Source organism: Mesorhizobium sp. GbtcB19 (assembly GCF_019091085.1).
GTDB lineage: Bacteria > Pseudomonadota > Alphaproteobacteria > Rhizobiales > Rhizobiaceae > Mesorhizobium.
The window spans coordinates 14,943-40,093 of the sequence record NZ_JAGXJY010000004.1 but is presented as its reverse complement, the minus strand read 5'-3'; the positions used below and the strand labels follow the sequence as shown (position 1 = coordinate 40,093).

The 25,151-nt window shown below is 64.2% G+C and carries 22 protein-coding genes; 5 read left to right on the top strand and 17 right to left on the bottom strand.

The window, feature by feature from the left end; all coding sequences use genetic code 11:
* Nucleotides 1–25: 25 nt before the first annotated feature.
* Nucleotides 26–1,561, bottom strand: coding sequence for an MFS transporter (locus KVT37_RS09190; RefSeq protein WP_217571946.1), 1,536 nt, complete (start codon nucleotides 1,559–1,561; stop codon nucleotides 26–28).
* Nucleotides 1,562–1,707: 146 nt separating this feature from the next.
* Between KVT37_RS09190 and KVT37_RS09185 the strand changes: the two genes are divergently transcribed.
* Nucleotides 1,708–2,595, top strand: coding sequence for a LysR family transcriptional regulator (locus KVT37_RS09185; RefSeq protein ID WP_217571944.1), 888 nt, complete (start codon nucleotides 1,708–1,710; stop codon nucleotides 2,593–2,595).
* A 23-nt stretch (nucleotides 2,596–2,618) separates the two neighbouring features.
* On the opposite strand, the gene KVT37_RS09180 is transcribed toward KVT37_RS09185, so the two are convergent.
* The 6 genes from KVT37_RS09180 to KVT37_RS09155 form a co-directional block, all read right to left on the bottom strand.
* On the bottom strand, nucleotides 2,619–3,383 hold the full coding sequence (locus KVT37_RS09180; protein ID WP_217571942.1) for an SDR family NAD(P)-dependent oxidoreductase: 765 nt from the start codon (nucleotides 3,381–3,383) through the stop codon (nucleotides 2,619–2,621).
* 37 nt (nucleotides 3,384–3,420) lie between these two features.
* On the bottom strand, nucleotides 3,421–4,503 hold the full coding sequence (locus KVT37_RS09175) for an AbrB family transcriptional regulator (RefSeq protein WP_254633904.1): 1,083 nt from the start codon (nucleotides 4,501–4,503) through the stop codon (nucleotides 3,421–3,423).
* Nucleotides 4,504–4,681: 178 nt separating this feature from the next.
* Entirely contained in the window at nucleotides 4,682–5,365 is a 684-nt protein-coding gene (locus tag KVT37_RS09170) for a hypothetical protein (protein ID WP_217571940.1), read from the bottom strand.
* Nucleotides 5,366–5,591: 226 nt separating this feature from the next.
* Nucleotides 5,592–5,900 (bottom strand): putative quinol monooxygenase, encoded by a 309-nt coding sequence (locus tag KVT37_RS09165; RefSeq protein ID WP_217571938.1) that lies wholly within the window; start codon nucleotides 5,898–5,900, stop codon nucleotides 5,592–5,594.
* A gap of 51 nt (nucleotides 5,901–5,951) precedes the next feature.
* Nucleotides 5,952–6,725, bottom strand: a complete 774-nt coding sequence (locus KVT37_RS09160) for an SDR family NAD(P)-dependent oxidoreductase (protein WP_217571936.1) — start codon at nucleotides 6,723–6,725, stop codon at nucleotides 5,952–5,954.
* 82 nt (nucleotides 6,726–6,807) lie between these two features.
* Nucleotides 6,808–7,242: a DsrE family protein gene (locus tag KVT37_RS09155; RefSeq protein ID WP_217571934.1), complete on the bottom strand. Its 435-nt coding sequence runs from the start codon at nucleotides 7,240–7,242 to the stop codon at nucleotides 6,808–6,810.
* 97 nt (nucleotides 7,243–7,339) lie between these two features.
* On the opposite strand from KVT37_RS09155, the gene KVT37_RS09150 reads away from it, so the two are divergent.
* Entirely contained in the window at nucleotides 7,340–8,440 is a 1,101-nt protein-coding gene (locus tag KVT37_RS09150; RefSeq protein ID WP_217571932.1) for a hypothetical protein, read from the top strand.
* Nucleotides 8,441–8,664: 224 nt separating this feature from the next.
* Here the strand turns inward: KVT37_RS09150 and KVT37_RS09145 are convergent, their stop codons facing one another.
* From KVT37_RS09145 to KVT37_RS09120, 6 genes are all read right to left on the bottom strand, one after another.
* Nucleotides 8,665–9,612, bottom strand: coding sequence for a cation diffusion facilitator family transporter (locus tag KVT37_RS09145; RefSeq protein ID WP_217571930.1), 948 nt, complete (start codon nucleotides 9,610–9,612; stop codon nucleotides 8,665–8,667).
* Nucleotides 9,613–9,617: 5 nt separating this feature from the next.
* A complete protein-coding gene (locus KVT37_RS09140) occupies nucleotides 9,618–11,807 on the bottom strand; it encodes an anthranilate synthase (protein WP_217571928.1) in 2,190 nt (729 codons plus the stop codon).
* A gap of 237 nt (nucleotides 11,808–12,044) precedes the next feature.
* Nucleotides 12,045–13,100: a succinylglutamate desuccinylase/aspartoacylase family protein gene (locus tag KVT37_RS09135; RefSeq protein ID WP_217571926.1), complete on the bottom strand. Its 1,056-nt coding sequence runs from the start codon at nucleotides 13,098–13,100 to the stop codon at nucleotides 12,045–12,047.
* Nucleotides 13,101–13,192: 92 nt separating this feature from the next.
* Nucleotides 13,193–14,365, bottom strand: coding sequence for an MFS transporter (locus tag KVT37_RS09130; protein ID WP_217571924.1), 1,173 nt, complete (start codon nucleotides 14,363–14,365; stop codon nucleotides 13,193–13,195).
* A 117-nt stretch (nucleotides 14,366–14,482) separates the two neighbouring features.
* On the bottom strand, nucleotides 14,483–15,859 hold the full coding sequence (locus KVT37_RS09125) for an FAD-containing oxidoreductase (RefSeq protein ID WP_217571923.1): 1,377 nt from the start codon (nucleotides 15,857–15,859) through the stop codon (nucleotides 14,483–14,485).
* Nucleotides 15,856–16,317, bottom strand: coding sequence for a DUF4126 domain-containing protein (locus tag KVT37_RS09120; protein WP_217571921.1), 462 nt, complete (start codon nucleotides 16,315–16,317; stop codon nucleotides 15,856–15,858). Before KVT37_RS09120 ends, KVT37_RS09125 begins: the two co-directional genes overlap by 4 nt.
* A 191-nt stretch (nucleotides 16,318–16,508) precedes the next feature.
* On the opposite strand from KVT37_RS09120, the gene KVT37_RS09115 reads away from it, so the two are divergent.
* Complete coding sequence (locus tag KVT37_RS09115; RefSeq protein ID WP_217571919.1) at nucleotides 16,509–17,066, top strand: sugar O-acetyltransferase; 558 nt, start codon at nucleotides 16,509–16,511, stop codon at nucleotides 17,064–17,066.
* Here KVT37_RS09115 and KVT37_RS09110 read toward each other — a convergent pair.
* A complete protein-coding gene (locus tag KVT37_RS09110; protein ID WP_217571917.1) occupies nucleotides 17,053–18,030 on the bottom strand; it encodes a helix-turn-helix domain-containing protein in 978 nt (325 codons plus the stop codon). The genes KVT37_RS09115 and KVT37_RS09110 overlap by 14 nt on opposite strands.
* Nucleotides 18,031–18,157: 127 nt before the next feature.
* Between KVT37_RS09110 and KVT37_RS09105 the strand changes: the two genes are divergently transcribed.
* Entirely contained in the window at nucleotides 18,158–18,799 is a 642-nt protein-coding gene (locus KVT37_RS09105) for a cysteine hydrolase family protein (RefSeq protein WP_217571915.1), read from the top strand.
* 390 nt (nucleotides 18,800–19,189) lie between these two features.
* Complete coding sequence (locus tag KVT37_RS09100) at nucleotides 19,190–20,503, top strand: hypothetical protein (protein ID WP_217571913.1); 1,314 nt, start codon at nucleotides 19,190–19,192, stop codon at nucleotides 20,501–20,503.
* A 65-nt stretch (nucleotides 20,504–20,568) separates the two neighbouring features.
* On the opposite strand, the gene KVT37_RS09095 is transcribed toward KVT37_RS09100, so the two are convergent.
* The 3 genes from KVT37_RS09095 to KVT37_RS09085 all read right to left on the bottom strand — a co-directional run bounded on the left by KVT37_RS09095 (nucleotide 20,569) and on the right by KVT37_RS09085 (nucleotide 25,094).
* A complete protein-coding gene (locus tag KVT37_RS09095) occupies nucleotides 20,569–22,248 on the bottom strand; it encodes a formate--tetrahydrofolate ligase (RefSeq protein WP_217571911.1) in 1,680 nt (559 codons plus the stop codon).
* A 320-nt stretch (nucleotides 22,249–22,568) separates the two neighbouring features.
* Nucleotides 22,569–23,693, bottom strand: a complete 1,125-nt coding sequence (locus tag KVT37_RS09090; RefSeq protein ID WP_217571909.1) for a DUF2333 family protein — start codon at nucleotides 23,691–23,693, stop codon at nucleotides 22,569–22,571.
* Nucleotides 23,694–23,798: 105 nt separating this feature from the next.
* A complete protein-coding gene (locus tag KVT37_RS09085) occupies nucleotides 23,799–25,094 on the bottom strand; it encodes a DUF6638 family protein (RefSeq protein ID WP_217571907.1) in 1,296 nt (431 codons plus the stop codon).
* Between the last annotated feature and the right edge of the window lie 57 nt (nucleotides 25,095–25,151).

Genomic DNA, 25,151 nt, shown 5'->3' with positions numbered 1-25,151 from the left:
CCGGACTTGATGGCGTCACGTGGCGTCAGCCTTCCTGGCAGGCCGGCAGAGGAGCGGTGTCTTGTTCGGCCGCCGATCCGCGACGCAGGCCGAGGAAGACGACGATGGCGGTGAGCACGGTGATGGTCGCCAGCACGACGAGCAGCCGGTCGAAAGCCGTCTCATAGGCCTGGATGACGGCACTGGCGTTGGCCAAAGGCAGATGTTGCGCCGTTCCGACGACATTGCCGGTCACCAGCATTTGCGCGGCCGATGCCGCATCGGCGGGCGCAGCCAGCCCCTGAGCGCCGAGCTGCGCGGCGGTGAAGCCCGACAGGACCGCCATGACGATCGCCAGCGCCACGCCCTCGCAAGCGACGCGGGTGGTGTTGAAGATGCCGACGGCCATACCGGCGCGCTCCTTCGGCACGACGCTGACGGCAAGCCCGTCCATCAGCCCCCAGGGCAAGGCGATGCCGACGCCGATCAGGACCAGCGGGGCCACCAATGCGCTGTCCGCCGCGGGAACTCGGCTGAGCCAGACGAGGCCGGCGGCCGCGACCAGCAGGCCGACGCCGCAGATCGTGGCCGGGGCGATCCAGCGCGCCAGCTGGCCGGCAAGCAGCGGCAGTATCAGCAGCGGTCCGGAGAGGCAGATCATCAGTTGCCCGGCCTTGATCTCGCTCATCCCTTCGATACCGATGAAACGGATCGGCAGGAGCACGAGCAGGACGACAAAGGCATAGGCAGGCGCGGCGGCAAGGAATTGGACGCCGACGAAACGCGGGAAGCGGAACAGCGTCAGGTCCAGCATCGGCCGGCGCGCGCGCTGCTCGACAATGACGAAAGTGGCAAAGCCGATGGCAGCCGTGCCAAGAAGCACGATGACGAGAGGATCGGCCCAGCCGTTCTGCGGCGCGAGCAGCACGCCACTGGTCAGCGCGGCAAGGGCGATGGTGAAGGTTCCGGCCCCCGCCCAGTCGAGCCCGGTCGCATCCGGGTCGCGCGATTCGGTGATGGTACGCAGGCCGAGGACTGCCGCGGCAACCGCGAGCAGCGCCACCAGAGAAAAGATCGCCCGCCAGCCGAATGCATCGATGAGCAGGCCCGAGGCTATAGGGCCGAAGGCAAGGCCGATACCGAAGCTGGTGCCGAGGAAGCTGAAGGCGCGCAGCCGCGCTTGGCCGTCGAACTCCTGGGCAAGGGCGGAGGCGCCGCCGGCAAAGGCGGCGGCGCCGCCTATGCCTTGCAGGGCCCTGAAGATGTCGAACCAGACGATGTCGGGCGCCAGCGTGGAGCCCAGCGCGGCAAGGACATAGGTGGCGAGGCCAATGAGGAATATCCGCTTGCGGCCATGATTGTCGGCCAATGCGCCGGCCGCCATCAGGCTGGCGCCGAAGGTCAGCATGAAGGCATTCGTCACCCAATTGAGCTCGATCGGACTGCCGCCGAGATCAGCGGCAATGCGCGAGAGCGCCACGGCGGGACCGGTGAAGCTCAACGGCATCGTCATGGCGGCAAGGCACACCGCCAGCAGCACGAGCCATTTGCCGGCCGGGCCGGTTCTGGTCATCAAAGTCATGGATTTTCCTATCTGAGCGGGGTTTGCCGGCTTGCCGCGCACTGGCGGCGCCGATCGCAACGACAAGATAGGGCCGCGACATTTCCGGCAAAATAGTATTAAATCTCCGATCATACCGGAATGAAACGCTCGAATGGATTCAAGCGATGGATCGTCTCAACGGCCTTCTGGCTTTCGCCCGCACCGCCGAGTTCGGGAGTTTCGTCAGCGCGGGGCGGGCGCTCGGCATCTCGGCTTCAGCCGTCGGCAAGAGCGTCGCCCGGCTCGAGCAGGAGCTCGGCGTGCGGCTCCTGCAGCGCAGCACGCGGCGCATCGGCTTGACCGAGGAGGGCAAGTTGTTCAACGAGCGGGTGCGCCGCATCCTCGACGACATCGAAGACGCCGAGGCGATGCTGTCGCGGACGCGCGAAACGCCGCATGGGCGGCTACGCATCTCGACGCCGATCGTCACCTATCATCTGCTCTTGCCGGTGCTGTCGGAATTCATGGCCCGCTATCCCGAAGTCGAGCTCGACATCGATTTCAACGATCGCGTCGTCGACGTCATCGACGAGGGAATCGACGTCGCGATCCGCAGCGGTGAGCTGCCCGATTCACGATTGGTGTCGAGACCGGTCGCGCCTTTTCGCATGATCTTGTGCGCGGCCGCTTCCTACCTCGATCGCCATGGCACGCCCGGCACTCCGGCGGACCTTTCGGCACATTTCGGCATCCACTTCCGTTTTCTCAACAGCGGCAGGCTGCTGCACTGGCCGTTCATTACCGGGAGCGCCGAGCCGCAGATCCGCTCGATGCTGACCTGCAACAATATGGAGGCGTTGAAGGGCGCCACGCTTGCCGGTCTTGGCATCGCCTGCATGCCCGATTTCCTGGTGCGCGAGGCGCTCTATGACGGAAGGCTGCGCACCGTGCTCGACGACCATGTCGACGGCCGCGGCCAGTTCCGCATGCTGTGGCCGTCCAATCGCCACCTCTCGCCGAAGGTCCGCGTCTTCGTCGATTTCCTACCCGAGCGGCTTGCGGGCGGGCGATAGGTTTCGCCGCAGGCGGCCTGCGGTCAATAGGTCGTGCGTCCGCCGGAGAGATCGAAAGTCGCGCCGGTGGTGAAGGAGTTCTCGTCCGACAGCATGAAGGCGATCATGGCGGCCGCCTCTTCGACTTCGACGAAGCGGCCGCGCGGCACCTTGCCCAGCATGTAGGCGACCTGCGCCTCGTTGAGCTGCTCCAGAATGCGGGTGCGGGCGGGCGAGGGCGTCAGCGCGTTGACGGCGATGTCGTGTCCGGCGAGTTCCTTGCCGAGCGACTTGGTCAGCGCCAGCACGCCGGCCTTGGCGGCCGAATAGGCGGCGGCATTCGGATTGCCTTCCTTGCCCGCCACCGAGGAAATGTTGACGATGCGGCCGTAGTTGCGCGCGACCATGCCTGGCACCAGGCGCTTGCAGCAGTAGAAGACGCCGTTGAGATCGATGTCGATGATCTGCCGCCAGGCGGCGGGGTCGTAATCCACCACCGTCGCCGCCGGCCCGGCAATGCCGGCATTGTTGACGAGGAGATCGACGGGACCGAGCGTCCGTTCGGTCTCGGCGGCCGCGCGATCGACCGCCTCGACCTGCGACTGGTCGCAGAGAATGGCCTCAACGCGGCCGAGCGAAGCGAGCTCGGCGACAGCCTTGGTCATCGCGGCCTGGTCGACGTCCCAGATGGCGACGGCGGCGCCGGACGACAGCAGGCGCCGGGCGACCGCAAGGCCGATGCCTTGCGCGCCGCCCGTCACCACGGCGACGCGGCCGGAAAGATCGACGGCGTTCGGACGGCGGCTCATGGGCATTTTCCTCGCTCCCGCCTTGCAATAGCGCGGATCAGGCCCTGACGTTTCGCGCCACCAGCCTGGCTACGCTTGGCCCAATGAGCAGCACGACCAGGAAGCGCGCCGACTGCAGAGCCATGACGAAGGAGATGTCGACGTTCTGCGCCGCGGCGGCGATGATGGCGACGCTGTCCATGCCGCCGGGGCTGGTCGCCAGATAGGCCGTCAGCGGGTCGATGCCGAGCAGGCGGCTGATGACGAAGGCCATGCCGCCGCAAAAGGCGATCAGCGCCACGATCGAGCCGATGATCTGAGGCAGGGCGCGCGCCGCGTGGCGCAGGATCGGCCGGGTGAAGTTCAGCCCGATCGACCAGCCGACCATGGCGTAGCTGGCCGCCAGCAGCCAGGGCGGCAGTTGCATCGGCACGCCAAGGCCGAGATGAATCACCGCACCGAAAATGAAGGTGCCGAGGAAGAAGGGCGAAGGCAGTCTGACAAGCTTTCCGATCAGGCCACCGACGATCGCGATGCCGAGTGTGGCGGCAAAAGCGAAAGGATCGATCGGCGGAAACCAGACGATGGGCGGCACCACGACGCCGGACGTGTCGACCCACATCTTGGCAACGAGCGCTGCCGTCATCGAGACGAAGATGACGCGCAGATACTGCATGAAGGCGACGAGACGCTGATCGGCGCCGAAGGCCCCGGCCATCAGCACCATGGCGGTCGCGGCGCCGGGCGAGGAGCCCCAGACTGCCGTGGTGCCGGGCAGGATGCGCCAGCGGCTGATCAGCCAGCCGAGCAGGCTGGAGGCGGCGACGGTCGCGACCACGGCGAGGAAAAGCGGCCATTCGGCGTAGAACACCGGAAAGATGTCGGCGGAGATCGAGCTGGCGACCAGACAGCCGACGATCGCCTGGGCCGAGCCGAACAGCGGGCGCGGCACGCGCACGGTGGCGCCGTTGGTGCCGGCCAGGATCGCGGCAAGCATCGGACCGATCAGCAGCGCCGCAGGCAGCGCGACAAGCTCCAGCGCGCCGGCGAAGAGCAGCGAAAACACCAGCAGCACCAGCCACTGCTGCGGCCGGCGCAGGCGGCCCATGCGCCCGACTGTTGGCGGGGTCGACGAGTTCATATCTGGCTCTTAGATCGACCGCGGACAAATGCGAAGCCATTTCCGGCAGGAAAGTCCAGATTGGCGCCTACGAGCGATCGGGAGGATGAGCCGCTACGTGCTCACTGCATGGGTTGAAATCATTGGACTAGGATTTTGCGCGAAATTCGTGATTTATCCGCATGCGGCCAGACAGCGCCTAACCAAAAAGCTGGCTCAGAAGGTATATGACTTGGTCATATATATCCTTCATCGCCTTCGTAGTGCTTGCGGCGTTCTTTAGTCGCTCTGATATGTCGTTGGCTTGTTGAGGAATTACCCGTGGAATAGTTTTTGGTGGGCTTGCCGCGGCGTCGCCCAAAAAGGCGAGAATAGCCCTCAGAAAAGCTACCAGTTCCGCTCGCAGTTCGGCGTGGTCCGGATCATTCTGAAGTGATACCTTCGACATCAAACCGAGTATTGTCCTTTTGAATTCTTGAACTATGTTTTCCTTACTCTCTATCGTAGCCGGATTTTTTACATACCCGTATCGCTCATTGTTTGAAAGAAGTTCATAAATAAATGACGTGTCGTCCTCTTGCTTGACATAATTTATTAACCGTTCCATAATGGCTCTAGAAATTTTAATACAAACATCACGTGTACTGCTATCAATAATCACCGAGTCTGCGTTAGTTTGAAATTCACCGAGTGCTTCGCGTAGTCTCTTGGCGTTATATAAACTTAAACTTGTCTCCCTTCCCAGAAAAAGTGCTTGCTGAAAGGATCTTCCTCCACCCCGTGATATATACGCCGACTCGAATTCCTTCATGCTCATATTTAAGCTTTTTATCAGGTATCTGAGCGATTTCTTCTCCGCTTCCGACAGCGCATAATTGGCCATTTGAATCCCCTCCCCGTAATTAAGCCAAAACCCGCGATGCGGGCTAAGTGTCTCGGTGACCCGACATGATCGCGATTATACTTATCACAGCACCGGTCGCTTCAATGCAAATAGTGGCATCTCGAAAACCCGTTGTTCGTTGACGTTGTTGGCGAAGAGCAAGGTCGAGCGCCAAGCAAAACGATGCGAGCTTTCGCTATATCGAAAAATGGAACTTGCGTAGGCGTCAGCCGGTCTTGCCGCCGGGAAGGCCGAAGCCGCCGACAGGATGGGTCTCGATCTGGAATTCGAAGCCGGCGATGAAGGGACGCGCCTTGGCGATCGCGGCCTGGACTTCCGGCAGCTGCAGCGAGGCCTTGTGGCTCGCCTGGTCTGTCCACACTTCGGTGACCCAGATGGCGTCGGCGTCGGCCGGATCGGTGGCGATGATGTAACTCAGGCAGCCGGGGAGCGCGGCGGTGCTTTCTCGCAGCACGTCCATGACCGCATCGCGCTGGCCGCGCGCCGCCCGCATCTTGCCGATCAGTCCGTACATGCCTTGATCTCCCTCCAGGTTGCACGCTGCATCAAGTATGCAATCGCCAGCTCACGGCATCAACTGGCCGCCATTCACCTCGATCACCTGGCCGATGATGTAGCCGCTCAACAGATCGGACGACAGGAACAGATAGGCGCCGACGCAATCCTCGGCCGTTCCTGCACGCCCTTGAGGGATGGTGGCGACCATCGCCTTGATCTGCTCCGCGCTCGAATAGCGTTCGTGGAACGGCGTCAGGATCGTGCCTGGCGCGACCGCGTTGACGCGGATGCCGAAGCCGATCAGCTCCTTCGCCATGCCGCGCGTCACGTTGGAGACGAAGGCCTTGGATGAGCCATAGAGGCCGGCGCCGCCGCCAGCGCCGTTGCGGGCGGCGATCGAGGTGGTGTTGATGATGAAGCCGCCCTGGCGCTTCAGCCACGGGATCGCCTTGCGCGAGGCGGTCAGCACCGAACGGGCGTTGAGGTCCATCACGGCGTCGTATTGCGCTTCATCCTGATCGGCATAGGCGACGCGGCCGAGCATGCCGCCGGCATTGTTGACGAGGCCGTCGAGCCGGCCGAAATGTTTCGCGCTCTCCTCGACCACACGCTCGACGTCGGCGGATACCGAAAAATCACCCTGGACCAGGAACACCTCGCCGCCATCGTCACGGATGGATTCGGCCACGGTTTCGGCGGGTGCGCGGCTGGCATTGTAGTGCAGCGCGACGCGGCATCTCTGCGCCGCGTAAGCACGGGCGAGTGCTGCACCGATGCCGGTCGAGGCGCCGGTGACCAGCACCGCCTTGCCGGCAAGATCGGGGATGTCGAGCGTCGTCATCTAAGCTGGCCTCCGGTTGCGGTCTTTCGTAGGCCATAGCCGGCCTCGTGTTCAAGTGAGGGGCGTTCAAGCGCGGGCGCGTTCAGGGCCTGAGATAGACATAGCCCTGGCGCTGCAGCTCGGCGAGTTTCACGACGCCGCCCTTCTCGGCAAGCTGGAAGCCCGGCAGCAGGTCGGTCAGCGTAATGTCCATGCCATGCAAAGTGTTGCCGCAGGCCTGCGGGACAAGGCCCTGCTGGACGAGGCCGGCAAAGCGGCTGGAAACAGCGCCCGAAGCGCCCTTGGATTTGAAGGCGGCGAGAGCCGGACCGTGCACCACAAGCACAATGTCGACATTGCCGCCGGTGCCTTCATAGTGGTTCTTGATGTTGCCGAGAACGAAATTGACCTTGTCAGCGTCGCTGAGGTGATAGGCGACTTTCAGCTTCTCCCCGGTCGTCGCCGCGTTTGCCCGGCTCAGGCCGAATAGGCTTGCGGCGCCGGCAAGACCGGCGCGAAAGATGTCACGGCGCAGCATCGTATCCTCCTTGACTTGCCGCTCCCGCGATTTTGCATGGTCCGGGCGGCACTCCTGGACTAGCATACCCCAGTCCGGTCGGTGGGAGGAGGATCACATGACATCGAGGACCATGGTAGCGAGGACCATGGCTGGCGCGCTGCTTTGCGCTGCCCTTGCCGCTTTCGCCGGCGCGGCGCGCGCCGACAATGCTCTCAGCCTCAAGGAACTCAGCCCCAACGGCGCCGACGCCTGCTTCGGCCGTATCTATGACGCCGCCCATCTCAAGGCGCACCCGCACCAGAAGGTGGCGCGCATCTTCTTTTACTACGGCCATGACCCGGTCAGCCGGCCGAATGAGGAACCCGCCGCCAATCAGGATACGTCCTATACCGGCTTCCTCACCACCACGGTGCGCGACGCGAAGAAGCCGGAATGGGCGGGCAGCTGGTGCAACAAGAACGACCCGAGCGACCCGACGAGCGGCATCCGCTGCGGGATGGACTGCGACCGCACCCTTGCCTCGCTGAAGGTCGACGACAAGGGCAAGCTGCTGCTGTCCGGTCTTTCCCCCGACATCTATCTCGACCCGGACGCCTCCGACCAGATGAGCAAGGCGGAGTACAACAGGCAGGCGCTGGGCAGCGAGGACGACAATTTCAAGCTCGACCCGATGCCGGCCGACAGCTGCAAGGCGGAGTTCGCGCGCATCGACCCGATCGACCCGGCGCTGGGCGATCCGCTGCGCGTACGGCTGAAGCCCGACCAGCCCTTCTGCTTCGGGCGTGACTACGACGATGCGCATCTGAAGTCGCATCCCAGCCAGCTGACGCGATCGATCCGCGTCTTCCGCGGCCCTGTCGAGCTCGCCTCGTTCGCTGCAGGCGGGGATACCGCGAACTGGCCGGATGGCGCCGACATCGCCGTTTCGGTGACGACCAGGCAAAAGGGCGCCAAGGTCACGCAGACCTATTCCTGCCAGGGCGAGGCCGACCAGTGGCGCTGCTCCGCAAGCTCGAAGATGAGCGACTTTTCCTGCGACATCTCGCAGAAGGAGATTTTCCTGAAGCGCGGCGCCAACGGCACGATGATGATGGCAAACCCCAACAATGCGGTCGCGGTGGTCGATCTCTGCTCGAAGGCGGCGCATGGCAAGACCAAGTCCGACGACAAGGTGTATCGGCTGCAGCCGATGCCGCAGTCGGCCTGCGCTCCGTAAGGTCTGCCGATATTCAGGTGAGGCCGGCCTGCGAACGACGGTTTCCTGCGCTTCCGGTGCTCACGTACTTCAAGTACGCTCCGCTCCGGCCTTCGCCGGCCGAAGCCCTCATAAGTGTCTCCGCTCTATGAAGGCTACGGCCGGCGTAGGCCGGTTCTCGGAAACCACCATTTTCGGCTCGGCCTGACCTGAATCTCGCCAGACCTCGGAGCCACACTTTTAGACTAGGCGAACGGCACCGCCGTGGTGCCTTTCGGCAGCTTTGCCTCGTCGTCCGGCTCGACATGGATGGTGACGCGCACCGAGGGGATTTCGGCCTTCAGCGCGTCCTCGATGCGGTCGCAGATGACATGGCTGGCGCCGACCGACATGTCGGCGTCGACGACCAGGTGGAACTCGATGAAGGTGGCGCGGCCGGCGATACGCGTCTTGAGGTCATGCACCTCCAGCGCGCCCTTCGAATTGGCCGAGATGATGTCGCGGATCTGCATGTGTTCGTGGTTGTCGACGGCGCGGTCCATCAGCCCGTTCATCGATGAGCCGATGACGTGCCAGCCCTGCCACAGGATGTTGAGCGCGACGATGACGGCAAGCGCCGGATCGAGGATCTGCCATCCGGTGAGAATTGCGCCGACAAGGCCGCCGAACACACCGATCGAGGTCACCACGTCGGTCATGATGTGCTGGCCGTCGGCAACGAGGGCCGGCGACTTAGCGTTGAGGCCGGTGCGGATCAGCGCCCAGGCCCAGATCGCGTTGATCACCGTCGCCACGCCGTTGACGGCAAGGCCCTCCCAGGGCTGCTCGAGCGGGGCGGGATGTTGCCAGGACTGCCAGACCTCGTTGAGGATCAGCAATGCGGCGACGACGATCAGCACCCCTTCGAGCACGGCCGAGAAATATTCGGCCTTGTGGTGGCCGAAGGGATGGTCCTGGTCGGCGGGCTTGTAGCTGACCTGGATCGCCCAGAAGGCGGCGGCCGAAGCAATCACGTTGACGATCGATTCCAACGCATCGGAATAGAGCGCGACGGAGCCGGTGATGTACCAGGCGGCAAGCTTCAGGACCAGCACGACGCCGGCGACGAGGATCGACCAGAAGGCGAGCCTGGCAACCTTCTCGCGGGTCGCGGCTTTCGCCGCGGCCGCCGTCGTGTCCTGCGTTGCGGCCATAGTTCCTACGCGGCCTTTTCCTTGGCCTTGCGCGGCAGATGCGCGACGATATTCTCGATGATGCGCATGCCGGCATTGTGACCGAGCGTCATGATCGATTCCGGATGGAACTGCACCGCGGCGATCGGCTCCTTGCGGTGCTCGAAGGCCATGATGATGCCGTCCTCGGTCTCGGCGGTGACGACGAAACCGTCGGGCAGCCGCACCGGATCGGCGAAGATCGAGTGATAGCGGCCGACGGTCACTTCCTTGGGCAGCCCCGAGAAGATGATGCCGGGCTTGGAGACGCGGACGCGCGACGGCTTGCCATGCATCGGGATGTGCAACTGCCTGAGCTCGCCGCCATAGGCTTCGGCAAGCGCCTGCAGGCCGAGGCAGACGCCGAAGATCGGCAGGTCGCGGGCGCGCGCCTTCTTGATGGTGGCGGCGCAGTCGAAATCCTTCGGCGTGCCCGGGCCGGGCGACAGCACGACGAGATCGGGCTTCAGCCGCTCGAACACTTCCTCCGGTACCGGCGAACGCACCGTCGACACGTTGGCGCCGGTCTGGCGGAAGTAGTTGGCCAGCGTGTGGACGAAAGAGTCCTCATGGTCGACGAGCAGGATGTTGACGCCGTCGCCGACGCGCGCGGTGGTGCGCTCGGTTCCGGTGGCGTTGCCGGTCTTGGCGTCGCGGATGGCGGAGAGCATGGCGGATGCCTTCAGTTCGGTTTCGGCTTCTTCTTCCTCGGGAACGCTGTCGAAAAGCAGCGTGGCGCCGGCGCGCACCTCGGCGATGCCGTCCTTGATGCGGATGGTGCGCAGGGTCAGTCCGGTGTTCATGTCGCCGTTGAAATTGACCATGCCGATCGCGCCGCCATACCAGGCGCGCGGGCTCTTCTCGTTCTGCTCGATGAAGCGCATGGCCCACAGTTTCGGCGCGCCGGTGACGGTGACCGCCCAGGCGTGCGATAAAAACGCGTCGAAAGCGTCCATGCCTTCGCGCAGCCGCCCTTCGATATGGTCGACGGTGTGGATGAGGCGCGAATACATCTCGATCTGGCGGCGGCCGATGACACGCACCGAGCCCGGCTCGCAGACGCGCGACTTGTCGTTGCGGTCGACATCCGAGCACATGGTGAGCTCGGACTCGTCCTTCTTGGAGTTGAGCAGCTTCAGGATCTGCTCGCTATCGGAGATGGCGTCGTCGCCGCGCTTGATGGTGCCGGAGATCGGGCAGGTCTCGACGCGGCGGCCGTTGACGCGCACGAACATCTCCGGCGAGGCGCCGATCAGATATTCGTTCTCGCCGAGATTGATGAAGAAGGAATAGGGCGAGGGATTGATCGACTTCAGCTTGCGCGAGATGTCGGAGGGCTGGGTCTCGCAGCGCTCGTAGAACATCTGTCCAGGCACCACCTCGAACAGGTCGCCGCGCTTGAAGCTCTCCATGGCGCGGCGAACCAGGTTGGCGTATTCGCCGGGCTCATGGTCGCCGCGCGGCGGGATGCGGTCGGCGGTCTTGAACGGCTCGGCATGAGCGTCGCGCGCCAGGCCCTCGGTCGAAAAACCGTCGCCGGAATAGTCGTAGCGGTCGGTCCAGGCCTTGGTCGAGTAATGGTCGACGACGAGGATCTCGTCGGGCAGGAACAGCACCAGATCGCGCTGGCTCTCTCTGCGCTCGAGCTTGTAGTCGACCGGGTCGAACTGGAAGGCAAGGTCATAGCCGAAGGCGCCGTAAAGGCCGAGATTGGCGTCCTCGGCGGTCTTGAACAAGGCGGTGATGGCGCGCAGCACGGTGAACACCGACGGAACGCGGCTGCGCTCCTCCTCGGTGAAGACACGGCCGGGCTTAGCGACATCAAGCCGGATGAGCGTCTTCGAGGTCTCGGCGATCGTCACTTCGCTCAAGCCGCCAAGCGCCTTGCCGATCACCGGCAGCAGCGCCTCGCCGCGGCCGTTCAGCGCTTCGATGCGCATGGCGCGGCCGCGCGCGGAGATCACCAGCGGCGGATCGATGATGGCCGTATCCCAGCGCGTGTAACGTCCCGGATATTCGTAATTGGAGGAAAACACCGCACCGCGGCGCGAATTCAGGCCGTCGACATAGGCATCGATCGCGCCTTCATAGGGCCGGTCGTGCCGTTCGCGGGTGATCGTCACGCCGCCGGCGGTGACGAAGCGCTCGGCCCCGTTGTCCAGAACTTTAGTCGTCATTGCCGTCTCCATCAGCGTTTTGGGCAACGGACCCGGGAATGGCTTTAAAAAACAAATGGCCGCCCGGACATTCCGTTGCGGCCACCCTCTCTTTACGCACGCGCGTTCGAACCGGCCGCTGTCAGCGAGCCCACCACCAAACGGTCTTGTTCGAACGCATGTTCATGGCGACTCCCATAGCTGCGAATGGAGGCCGGCGCAACTGGATTTCACGCGGATGGTGAAGGCCATGCGCCCTTAATCCTCGAGCGTGCCGGACCTTGCATCGTCGCTGCGCTTGTCGCCGGTGAGCTTCAGAAGATCCTCGCCGGCGCGGATGATGCGGCGCGAGCGGCGGGTCAGGATGAAGCCCGATTGCGGAGCGAACACTTCCGTGCGGCCGTCGATCTCGCCCGGCGTGTGGACGATCGTCGCCAGCCTGTCGCCCTTCTTGACGCGATCGCCGGGCTTGACGTCGTAGAGGATCGCGCCGGCCCTGGGCGAGGGCATCATGTCGATGTTCTCGAGCGGCACGACAGGGCCGGCGAATTTGCCGAATTTCGGAACCGACGGATCCTGAATGACGCCGCGCGTCACCAGCAGGCGGTAGAGCCCCGCGGCGTCGGACGCGGCGAGCGCGCCGTCGACATCCAGCATGCCGCGATATTCGACAGTGGTGACGACGCGCCGGTCGAAGCGCGCGACGCTCGACGGCACGTTCTGGTAGGGCATGATCGAGGCGCCTTCGAAGGTGCCGGTATTGTCCTCGCTCCACAAAAGCACAGCCTCGGCGCCCATGGCCGCCGCGCAGTCGGCCATCTGCGGCCACAGGCTGGTGTGGATGTAGAGATAGGCGAGGCCTTCGTCGTCGCAGTGGAGGTCGAGCACGATGTCGGTGCCGAGCGAGAGCTGGACGAGCCGGTTCTTCAGCCGGCGATCGGCGCCGCCAAGGCTGACATCGGGCAACAGCCTGGCGTCGGGTGTCGCAAGCAGCGGAAAGGAGCGGTTGAAATTGGTTCGGGTGCCGAGGTTGAAGCGGCCCTGATGCTCGCCGAAATGATATTGCGCGCGGCCGATCGGATTGGCCCAGGGCACGATCGTGATAGGGCCTCTGATGCGGCCCTCGGCCTCGGCCTTGGTCAGCATCGGCATCAGCGCGTCGATGGCGACGACGCCGGGTAGTTCACCGGCATGCAAGGCTGCCTGGAGATAGGCGGAAGGGGCTGCCTTGTCCTTGCCCTCGAAGCGGAGCACCGGGAATTCGTAGATGGTGCCTTCGGCGTCGCCAGCGAGGCGTTCGATGGTCTTCTGCATGGGGCCTCCGAATGAAGAGGCCACCCAAATGCCTGTTTGGGGCCGGGATGTCGAGTGGTCCAGCCGGGCGGGGCTGTCGGCGCAGGGTGCGGCTATTCGGCCGGCTGTGTCTGTGGGACCGCGCGGCGGTCGAGCGCCTGCGACAGTACCGCCACCGCGACAGCCAGAAGCGCTAGCGCCGCGCCGACCAGCGGCAGGTTGGCATAGGACACGCCCCAGGAGATGGCGAGGCCTCCGATCCAGGCGCCGCTGGCATTGCCGACATTGAAGGCGCCCTGGTTGAGCGTGGCGGCGAGGTTCGGGCCTTCGGCGGCGGCCTCGACGACCCGGATCTGCAGCGGCGGCACGACGATGAAGATGAGCATGCCCCACAGGAAGACGATGGCGACGGCGACCGTGGCAATCACGCCAAGCTTGGCAAAGACCAGGAACAGCACGGCCATGGCGAGCAGCGTGCCGATTACCGTCGGCATCAGCTTCCAGTCGGCCAGCCTGCCGCCGATGATGTTGCCGATGGTCATGCCGGCGCCGAACAAGAGCAGCACCCAGGTGACGGTGGCGGTCGACAGGCCGGAGACGTCGGTCAGATACGGTTTGATGTAGGTGAAGACGGCGAAGAGGCTGGCCGAGGCGAGCGAGGCGATCAGCATCGCTAGCCAGACCTGCAGCTTGCCAAGCACGCGCAACTCGCCGCGCAGGCCGCCGCCGCTGGGTTCAGCGACATCCGACGGCACCAGCCAGGCGATGGCGGCGACCGAGATGAGGCCGATGCCGACCACGGCCACGAAGGTGGCCCGCCAGCCAAAGGCCTCGCCGAGAGCAGTGCCGGCGGGAACCCCTAGAATGTTCGAAAGCGTCAGGCCGGCAAACATCAGCGCCATGGCGCTGGCGCGTTTGTTGCGCGGCACCAGGCTGGCGGCAACGACCGAGCCGATGCCGAAGAAAGCCCCGTGCCCAAGAGCGGTGAAGACGCGCGCGGCCATCAGCGTCCAATAATCAGGCGCGATGGCGCAGAACAGATTGCCGACGACGAATGAAGCCGTGAGCCCGACCAGCACCGGCTTGCGCGGCAGATGCGCGGTTGCCATGGCGACGATCGGCGCGCCGAACACGACGCCCAGCGCATAGCCGGTGACCAGGAGGCCGGCCGAGGGGATGGAGACGCCGAGGTCGCCAGCCACTTCCGGCAGCAGGCCCATGATAACGAATTCGGTGGTGCCGATGCAGAAGGATGCAATGGCAAGCGCGAGGATCGGCAGCGGCATGGGATGTCCGGACTGAATCGGTTCAAGTCGCCAGACTGATCGTGGACGCGGCCGGCGCGCAATCGCCATTGTTGCAATGCTGCATTGCAGAAATGGAAGGGCGAACGCTGAAGCCCCTCAGGTGAGCGGTTTCAGCTCCTGGGCAATGGTCGGCAGCAGTTCCGAGACATTCGGATGGATGTGCATGGCGCGCGCCAGCGTCGAGATCGGCGCCTTGGCATACATGAGGTCGAGCACGCAGTGGATCGCCTCGTCGCCGCCTGGCCCGAGCACGGAGCAGCCGAGGATCTCGCCGGTGTCGGCGTCGGCCAGGATCTTCATGAAGCCCTGTGTCTCGCCCTTCTCGACGGCGCGGCCGACACGCGTCATCGGCCGCTGGCCGACGAGCGCGCGGCGGCCGGATTTCTTGACCGCCGCCTCCGTCATGCCGCAGCGGCCGAGCGGCGGGTCGATATAGAGCGCATAGGCCTCGATGCGGTCGCTGACCTTGCGCGGATCGTTGTCGAGCAGGTTGGCGGCGACGATCTCGTAGTCGTTGTAGGAAGTGTGGGTGAAGGCGCCCTTGCCGTTGCAGTCACCCATGGCCCAGATGCCGGGAACATTGGTGCGCAACTGGTCGTCGACGACGATGAAGCCGCGCTGGTCGACCGCGACGCCGGCCTTGTCGAGGCCGAGATCGTCGGTGTTGGGCACCCGGCCGAGCGCCAGCAGAACATGCGAGCCGACCGCCGGCACCTTGCCGGCGGAGAAGGTGACGGCGATCCCATTGCCTTCCCTCGCAAACGCGATCTCGTCGGCCCCGACATGGACCGCGATGCCTTCGTTTTCGAGGATGGACCGGATGGCCGCCGACGTGTCCTCGTCCTCGCGCCCGGTCAGCCGCGGCGCTTTCTCGATCACCGTCACCTCGGAGCCGAAGCGACGGAACATCTGCGCGAATTCGAGCGAGATGTAGCTGCCGCCGACGACGACCAGATGGCCGGGCAGCACATCGAGGTCCATCATCGAGGAATTGGTGAGATAGGGGATATCGTGAACGCCGGGCAGGTCGGGCACGGAGGCGCGCCCCCCGGTGTTGAGGAATATCTTCGGCGCGGTCAGCAGCTCGTCACCGACGCGCACGGTCTCGGCAGATTCGAAGCGTGCATGGCCGCGATAGAGCGAGCACTTCTCCATGCCCGCGATCCAGGTCTCCAGCCCGGTGCGGGAAGCGCCCGACACCTTGTCCTTGCGCGCCTTGATCGCTTTGTAGTCGACACCGACGGGACCGGACACCGTCACGCCATAGTCGGCGGCGCGGCGGGCGAGGTGGGCGGCATAGGCGCTCGCCACCATCGTCTTGGTCGGGATGCAGCCGGTGTTGACGCAGGTGCCGCCGACCAGCTTGCGCTCGATCAGCGCCACGCTCATGCCGGCGGCATTGAGCCGGCCGGCGAGCGGCGTGCCGGCCTGGCCGGCGCCGATGACGATGGCGTCGAAGGCTTTCGCGCTCATGCGACGGCAGCCACGATCAGCAGCCCGCCGATGATCGCAACCGCGTCCTCGATGAAGGCGGCGGGCGGATCCTTGCCGAAGGCGGCGGCCAGCCTGCCGCGCGCCTCGGCGCCGCCCAGCGTGCCGATCACCGCGCCGATCGCGCCGGCGATGAGCCCGCCGATGGTGGCGCCGCCGGTCGCGCCGATGACCGCGCCGGTGAAGGCGCCCGTGACGATACGGGCGCCGAACTGCTGCGGCACCTTGCGGCTCGGCGTCGACGGCAACTGGTCGGTGACGAGCTCGACGATGGCGAGAATGGTGAAGATGCCGACGGCGATCCAGTGGCCCATGAAGCTCGCCCAGGTGCCCGTGACCGGCAGCCAGCCGAGATATGAGCCCCAGGCGACGGCGGCGGGCGCGGTCATGGCGCGCAGGCCGGCAATGACACCTATCAGCAGCGCAAGCAGGTAAAGCATGAATGACCCCCTCAAAATCGGAACCTCGCAGGTTCCGGCAAAGGCAGGCTAGCATAGGCCGGGCGTTTGACCACGGGCTTTTGAGTCGAGGGGAGGAAGCATGATGTCGACCGAAAACCGCTCCACACTTTTCGGCATCATGCTCTAGGGATGGATTATGCTTTGGCAGCAGACAAAGCGGGAGGCGCGCCATGACCACAAGTGAACGAGCGAAGATGACGGCGGGCGAATGGTACACCTGCATCGACGACGAGCTGGAGGCGCTGCGCGTTGCCGCGCGCGATGCTCTGTTCGAGCACAACAACCTGCCGCCGCGGCAGCGCGGCAATATCGCCCCGGCCTTGCGGGCGCTGCTCAGCGGCGCGGGCGAGGGGGCGCGCATCGAAGCGCCGTTCCATTGCGCCTATGGCTTCAACCTGTTCCTCGGCGACCGCGCCTTCCTCAATGCCGACTGCACCATCCTCGACACCGCGCCGGTGCGCATCGGCAAGGGGACGCTGCTCGGGCCGAATGTGCAGATCTATTGCGCCGAGCATCATCGCGAAGCCACTGGACGGCTGGCCGGACTGGAGATCGCCAAGCCGGTGACGATCGGCGACAATGCCTGGATCGGCGGCAGCGCGATCATCCTGGCCGGCGTCAGCATAGGCGAGGGCGCTATCGTCGGGGCAGGCGCGGTAGTGACGCGCGATGTTGCGGCCAATACGACCGTCGTGGGCAACCCGGCGCGGGTGGTCACGCCGCGCTGAGCGCGCCCGCGGTTTTGGAAAACTCCCGCCGGTACTGCATCGGCGAGGTTCTGAGCCTTGAGGCGAAATGCTGGCGCAGCGAGGTGGCGCTGCCGAAGCCGGCTTCGAAGGCCACCATATCCATCGACTTGTCCGTCTGCTCCAGCAACCTTTGCGCCAGCGCGACACGCTGGTCGGCAAGCCAGTCGCCGAAACTGGTGCCGATCGACTTCTGGAAGCGGCGCGTGAAGGTGCGGCGGGTAAGCACGGCCATCTCGGCGACGCTGTCGAGACTGTGCGGTTCGTCGAGCGTTGCCCGTACCTGGTCAAGAGCGTGCGTGAACCGGTCCGCATTTGGCGTCGGCGCAACCGGACGCTCGATGAACTGCGCCTGGCCGCCCTGCCGGTGCGGCGACAGCACGACGTGCCGGGCGAGCCGCAGTGCTGCCTCGGCGCCATAGCGGGCGCGCACGATGTGCAGGCAGCAGTCGAGCCCGGCGGCGACGCCGGCGGAGGTGATGATGTCGCCGTCGTCGACATAAAGCACGTCCGCGTCGATCGCGAGGTCCGGATGCAGCGCCTGCAACTGGTCCGTGTAGGCCCAGTGGGTGGTTGCCTTTCTCCCCGCGAGCAGGCCGGCGCCGGCGATGGCGAAGGTGCCGAGGCACAAGCCCACGATCAGCGCGCCGCGCCGATGGGCGCGTTGCAGCGCATCCTTGAACGGCGCGGCCAGAGGCGCTTCGAGATCCTTCCAGCTGGGAATGATGACGATGTCGGCCTGGTCGAGCGCGGCAAGCCCATGCGGCACGACGATGCTCAAACCGGCATCGGTATGGATGGGTCCTTCCTCCATCGCGCAGACGCGGAAGTCGAAGCGCGGCAGGCCAAGCTTGGTGCGGTCCGCGCCGAACACCAGGCAAGGCACGGAGAGGTGGAAGGGGCTGATGCCGTCGAAGGCGACGGCGGCGATGATCGGATTCTTCATGGCTGACTTCGTCTGGGGTTGAATGACGAATGTCCCAATTCTTTCGAATGATGTCAATCGGGACACTTTCTGGAACCGAAGCATCCGCCTAGCTTCGACCTATCAACCCGGTCGAAAGGAAACCGCCATGTCAGCACCAGCCACCCAGCCACGCCGCGCGCTTGTCGTCGTCGACGTTCAGAACGATTACAATGGCGGCAATCTCGCAATCCAGCATCCGCCCTTCGCCGAGACCGTCGCCAATGTGGCGCGGGCCATGGATGCTGCGACGGCGGCCGGCATCAAGGTCGTCGTCATCAAGCAGATGGCGCCCGAGACCTCGCCGATCTTCGCAAAGGGCAGCCACGGCGGCGAACTGCATCCCGAGATCGCCAGGCGTGGCCGCGACCATTATGTCGAAAAGACGCTGCCGTCGGCTTTCACCGGCACGGACCTGGAGGCCTGGCTGCGCGCCAATGAAATCGATACGATCGCGGTCGTCGGCTACATGACCCACAATTGCGATCTGTCGACCATCATCCATGCCGTCCATATGGGCTTTGCCGTCGAGTTTTTGTCCGATGCCAGTGGCTCGGTGCCCTATGTCAACAGCGCCGGCTATGCCTCGGCCGAGGATATCCATCGGGTGGTGAGCGTCATCCTGCAGTCGCGCTTCGCCGCGGTGCTGAAGACCGCGGACTGGATCGATTGCCTGAAGACCGGCAAGTTGCCGGAGCGCGACACGATCTACGCCTCGAACCAGCGGGCCTTGAAGCGAAACGCTGCCTGAATCGCGCAGCTCCGGGCCAGCGGGAGGCGCCGTAGCGATGCGGCGCCTTTTGAGCTTAACCATATTCCAAGAAGACGTGATCCATTTCACAGAAATCGGTCCTATTCTTCCCGAGAGTCACGCTGCTTTGAGGTTAGCGCGGGTGGCTGGGGGCTGAAGTGAAAGCGCGCGTCGCAAGAACTGTCCTCGTTCTGGCTCTCGCTGCCAGCGCCGCGCTATTGCCTTGGCCCGCCTTCGCGCAAGTTCCGCCGCACGCGCCGGGAACGATCTGCTTCACGCAATTCTTCTGGTGCTGGGCGCAGCCGCCGGGGCCTCCCGGTTATCCCTGCGGATGCCCGTCGCAATATGGCTTCGTGCCGGGCTATCTGGGCTAGTCGTCGGAGGGCTGAGATGACGGCATCCCACGATCCTCTTGTCTCCGGCCTGCTGGCGGATGCGAAGCTGGTCGCCGGCTATGGCCGCTACGGCGTGTTCAAGGACAGCGCGCTGTTCGCGGCGATCGGCGATGCGGAAAAGCTGACCGATGTGACGGCAAGCCAGCCCGAGGTGGTGAAACTGCAGTCGGTGCTCAACGACTGTTCCAGCACAGTGCCGTTCTCCACCCTGGCCGCACTGCGCACCGGCTGGTCGCCAGGCGACATGTCGCGCCGCACCGCGCTTGCGACCTATTTCCTCGTGGCGCTGTCGGTGACGATGATGATCATCATCGGCAAGCTGACCTATGTGTACAACAGGGGCGTGTCGATCAGCGCCGAGCTGCAGGAGATCGACAACAACGATTTCAGCGCCCGGTTCGGACAATCGATCCGGCAGGTCTGGGCAACCAAGAAACAGCTGAGTTCGGCCACGACGCAGCCGGCATCGACGACCGACCTGACGCTGCTCAAGGACGCCTACTACAATTCCGTCGACAATTTGCATTCGCTCGACCAGCGCTTTTCCTCGCTGCTGGTGAGGGCGCAAGGGTTCATGACGCAGGAGGCGCCGTTCCCGATCTGGGGCATGGAGTGGGCCTATTGCAAGATCTCCGCCTCCGCCGCCAAGGCCGGCGCGCCACTCGATTTCTCGAACCCGAGGCAGATGGCGATAAACCAGTTCTGCAACCAGCAGGTCGCGCTGGCACAGCAGCAAAGCGGGGCTGAAAGCAGCCAGCCGCTCAAACAATCGGATTTCGACTGCAAGAATGGCGACAACGGCCAACCCAAGACCGAGGTCGTCAGCGCCACCGGCACGGCGGGCGGGGTCGAGGACGTGAACGCGGATTTCGAGGAGGCGACGCGCAACCTGCAATGCGAAGGCGTCATCACGATCACGCCGAACTCGATCTCGACGCTGACATTGCAGGCCAAGACGCTGGGCGAGGTGCTCAGCCCTTATGCGCTGTGGATCCTGCCGGCGCTCTACGGCGCGCTTGGCGGCATCATGTTCCACATGCGCATGATCCTCAATCCGCTGTTGCCCAATCCGCCGTTGGCGAGGCTTATCCACCGCATCGCGCTCGGCGCCCTGGCCGGCATGATCCTGGCCTGGTTCATGGCGCCGGGCACCAAGCTTGGCGGCGAGGTCACCGGCATAGGCTTCAGCCTGTTCACCTTCGCCTTCCTGTTTGGCTTCAGCCTGGATATCTTCTTCACCATCCTCGACCAGTTCGTCTCGATGTCGGTTGCCGGCATCAAGAAGTTCGGCACCTCGACGGTGGCCTGAAAAGCGCAAGCAAAAAAGGGCGCCGCCACAGCGACGCCCTTTCATTTTCTGTCTGTTGAACGGTCTTAGAACAGGCCTTCGATCTGACCCTGCTCGTTCAGGAAGATCTTCTCCGACGACGGCTTGCTCGGCAGGCCTGGCATGGTCATGACCTCGCCGCAGATGATGACGACGAAACCGGCGCCGGCCGAGAGCCTGACCTCGCGCACCGGCACGGTGTGGCCGGTCGGCGCGCCGCGCAGGTTCGGGTCGGTCGAGAAGGAATATTGCGTCTTGGCCATGCAGACCGGCAAATTGCCGTAGCCGGCCTGTTCCCAGGCATGCAGTTGGTCGCGCACCGACTTGTCGGCGATCGCCTCGTCGCCGCGATAGATGCGCTTGACGATGGTGTTGACCTTCTCGAACAGCGGCATCTCGTCCGGATAGAGCGGCGAGAACTGCGAGGCGCCGGATTCGGCGATCTCGACGACCTTCCTGGCCAGGTCCTCGATGCCGGCCGAGCCTTGCGCCCAGTGCTTGCACAGGATCGCCTCAGCGCCCTGCGCCTTGACGAAATCCTTCATCGCCTGGATCTCGGTCTCGGTGTCGGTGGTGAAGTGGTTGATCGCCACCACCGCCGGCACGCCGAACTGCTTCACGTTCTCGATGTGGCGGCCGAGGTTTAGACAGCCCTTCTTGACCGCCTCGATGTTTTCCTTGCCGAGGTCTTCCTTCTTGACGCCGCCATTCATCTTCATTGCGCGCACGGTGGCGACGATGACGGCCGCGGACGGCTTCAGGCCGGCCTTGCGGCACTTGATGTCGAAGAATTTTTCAGCGCCCAGATCGGCGCCGAAGCCGGCTTCGGTCACCACATAGTCGGCAAGCTTCAGCGCCGTCGTGGTGGCGACGACCGAGTTGCAGCCATGCGCGATGTTGGCGAACGGGCCGCCATGCACGAAGGCCGGGTTGTTCTCCAACGTCTGCACGAGGTTCGGCTGCATGGCGTCCTTGAGCAGGACCGCCATGGCGCCGTCGGCCTTGAGGTCACGGGCAAAGACCGGCGTCTTGTCGCGGCGATAGGCGACGATGATGTCGCCGAGGCGCTTTTCGAGGTCCTTGAGGTCGGTGGCGAGGCACAGGATCGCCATCACTTCCGAGGCGACGGTGATGTCGAAGCCGGCTTCACGCGGATAACCGTTGGCGACGCCGCCGAGCGAGCAGATGATCTCGCGCAGCGCCCGGTCGTTCATGTCCATGACGCGGCGCCAGGCGACGCGGCGGGTGTCGATGCCGAGCTCGTTGCCCCAGTAGATGTGGTTGTCGATCAGCGCCGAAAGCAGGTTGTGCGCCGTGGTGATGGCGTGGAAGTCGCCGGTAAAGTGGAGGTTCATGTCCTCCATCGGCACCACCTGCGCGTAACCGCCGCCGGCGGCGCCGCCCTTGACGCCGAAATTCGGGCCGAGCGAGGCTTCGCGGATGCAGACGATCGCCTTCTTGCCGATGCGGTTCAGGCCGTCGCCGAGGCCGACCGTGGTGGTCGTCTTGCCTTCGCCGGCCGGCGTCGGGTTGATGGCGGTGACCAGGATCAGCTTGCCGTCCTTGTTGCCCTTCACCGACTTGATGAATTCGGCCGAGACCTTCGCCTTGTCATGGCCATAGGGGAGCAGATGCTCGTTCGGGATGCCGATCTTGGCGCCGATCTCCTGAATCTGTTTCTTTTTCGCGGCGCGGGCGATCTCGATGTCGGACTTCACTTCGGCCATGACGGCTTTCCTCTGGATTGGGCGTTGGAAGGGACGGTTTTGATCAATTGTGCATGTTCGAAACGCCGCACGGGCGCAGGGGCATTTTCTAACCCTGTCGCGGCCCAGGCGTCAACTTTCATGCAACTATGTTTCCTGTAAAGAAAGAATATTACTGTTCCCGGTTCGACCCGCTTCGGGTCTTGGGCGCCCGGTCGCTTGCGGCGTATAGAAGCCAGAGCGGCGGCTGCTCCGCCGTCTCAAAACAGCCGCCCAATGCGCGAAAAGCGACAGGGGCGAAGGCGCAAATCCGCCATCGCCCCGACTGACGGACGCCAGCCTTACTGCGTCAGCACGTTGCTGATCTCGACCATGTTGGAGCGCACCCTGAGGATATAGAAGCCCATGGTCGTCAGATGCGTCGGCAACAGCCAGCCATCCTCGCGGCCATTGGCGATGATGAAAGGCTGGATGCGCAGCGCCGAGACGAACTGTGCGTCCATCGTGTCCCACAGGCTCTGCAGGTGCTTTTCCTTGATCACGTCGTCGAAGTCGGCCTGGGCACCCTTCATCAGGCCGTAATAGGCGTAGAGCTGGCCATAGGCGAACCAGAAACGATCGTCGGCCCGGGTATCGAACCAGCCATTATTGTGGTTTTCGGCGCGCTCCTTGAGGATCGCCGAGGTCGAGCCGATATCCGAGGAGATGCGGTCGATATATTGCTTCAGATTGTCGGCGCGGGCGTCGAAGGTCGCCTGGCAGGTGGCGAGCCGGGCGTTGAAGGAGCGCAGCTTGCGCACCGCGTCGCGATAGTAGCTCGGCGTCGGCGTCTTGGGGCCGAACGGGTTAAGGCCGAAATACCAGGTGTATTCGTCGAACTGCAGATTGCCGCGCGCGTCCTGCAGGTCGGCGTCGATCTGCGAGGTGGTGCGCACGCGGCCGAGATTGTCGGCAAGCTCGGTCGCGGTGCGCCGCACCGCCTGGTTGATGCCGCGCTGGAAGGACGCCTTGTTGTCCATCCACGGCGTGTCGTCCCAGTTGATGCTGAACAGGCCGAGCTTGTACAGGATCATCGACGAGATCCAGGCATTCTGGTTGACGTTGAAGTCCGTCAGGTCGGCCGCCACCTGGGCGATCGCCGAGTTGCCGCAGGTCTTGGCCGTATCGGTGCCGGTGCCAGCCGAAACCTGCTCGCCGGCCGACACGTTTCGCTTCTCGAAGGTGTACTTATCGGGATAGTTCGGATCGAAATTGTTCCACCACTGGGTGGCGTAGAAGAAATTGGCGTAAAGGCCGATCAGCACCAGAAGGGCGAGGCCGACGACGGCCTTGAGGATCCAACCGCGCTGGCCATACCAGCGGCCAACCCACATGAACGGCCACAGGATGATACCGATGATGAAGCCGATGCCGCGGCCGATCCATTGGAAGATCCGGGTGAAGAAGTTCACGATCGGGTCGAGCATGGCTGTGGCACCCCCTTAGAGCATTTCACCGTTTCAAGGGAAACGGCGACCTGCCCTAACCCTTTGTTTTGGCGCAATTCCGGGCGGAGAACCGCCCAGACTTTTCTAGTCAGTCAAGCCGTAAAGGCGCGCGCGGAACGCCAGCTTGTCCTTCAAATATGTGGTTTTCAGAACGTCCACAACATGCGAGCGCCAGGCGTCGCTGTAGCCGTCATAGTCCTTGTAGAAGCCGGGCTTGTTGAAGACGTAGCGCGAGACGAAATCCTGCGGCACGAAATCCGAGATCAGCTGGTTGGTCAGCCAGGCATCGGGATGATCGGGCTTGGCGCGCACGACCAGGAAGCGCTGGCGCGGCGGCACATCCTCGATCTTGAGGTGGCCGAACTGGGCGATCTCGCGCTTGGCGGCGTTGAGGAACGGGAAATTGCCGTCGCTCGCGATCAGGTCGGCATGGCCGTGGATCCAGGTCTGCAGCCAGACCTTGTCGACGTCGGTCAGATTGCGGTTGGGCTCGGCGTCGCGGATCAGCGCGCGCACGACCATCTCGGCGCGATGCTCGAGATAGCCGGAAGGCTCAATCCAGGAGGCGCGCGGCAGGTCCAGGCGGCCAGTGGCGGCGAGGAAGCGGAACACCTTGTCGGCGTCGTTGATCGACAGGTAGCTGACTTGCCAGGGACGCGAACGGCGGAAGCCGGGCGCCGACGGATCGCTGATCACCGTCGTCATGTCGGGATCGACAAAGACATAGAGCCCGCCGAAATGACTGGTCCAATAGGCGTTGTGGCGAAAGATCACCTGGTCGGGCACCAGCGCGTTCTCGCGGATATCGCCGCAGACCTTGGCGAGATCGACCATGCGCTGGAGCATGGCGTTGTCGCGCCACGCGTCGGGCTCCTGCTTCAGCCGGTCGACGAGCTTGCCGAGCTCGGCCGCCTTGCCGAGCACGTCCTCGGCCGACAGCACCTTGAACTCGACCTGGTTGATCGACAGCAGGTCCTCGATGTCGTTGACCTTGGGAACCGAGTCCTCGATCTCGCCGTAGATGACGTCCTTGATGGTCAGCGCGTCGATGGCGCGCTGGTTCTTCGACATGAACTCGAACATCAGCTGCGAGGTGTTGGAGAAGGCGGTGTGGACCACCGGCAGGTCGATCTGCGACGGCGTCAGGATGATGAAGCGGCGATTGACCTCGTTGGGGTCGAGATAGTCGAAGTCGCCGCATTCCTCGGCGATTTCGGGCGAGAAGCCGGTGCGGTCGATCTGGAAGGTTGTCAGCTTGGTCGGTTCGAGGCCGAAAGCTGCCATCGCCTTGTTGTAGCGCTGGATGAGATGCGGCTCGTCCACCGTCAGCAGGCGGCCGTAGATCAGGTCGTTGTCGCGAAGGAGGTCGGGTTTTTTCACTTTCCCTTGTCCCCGTTCACGGGGAGAAGGTGCCCGAAGGGCGGATGAGGGGCGGCG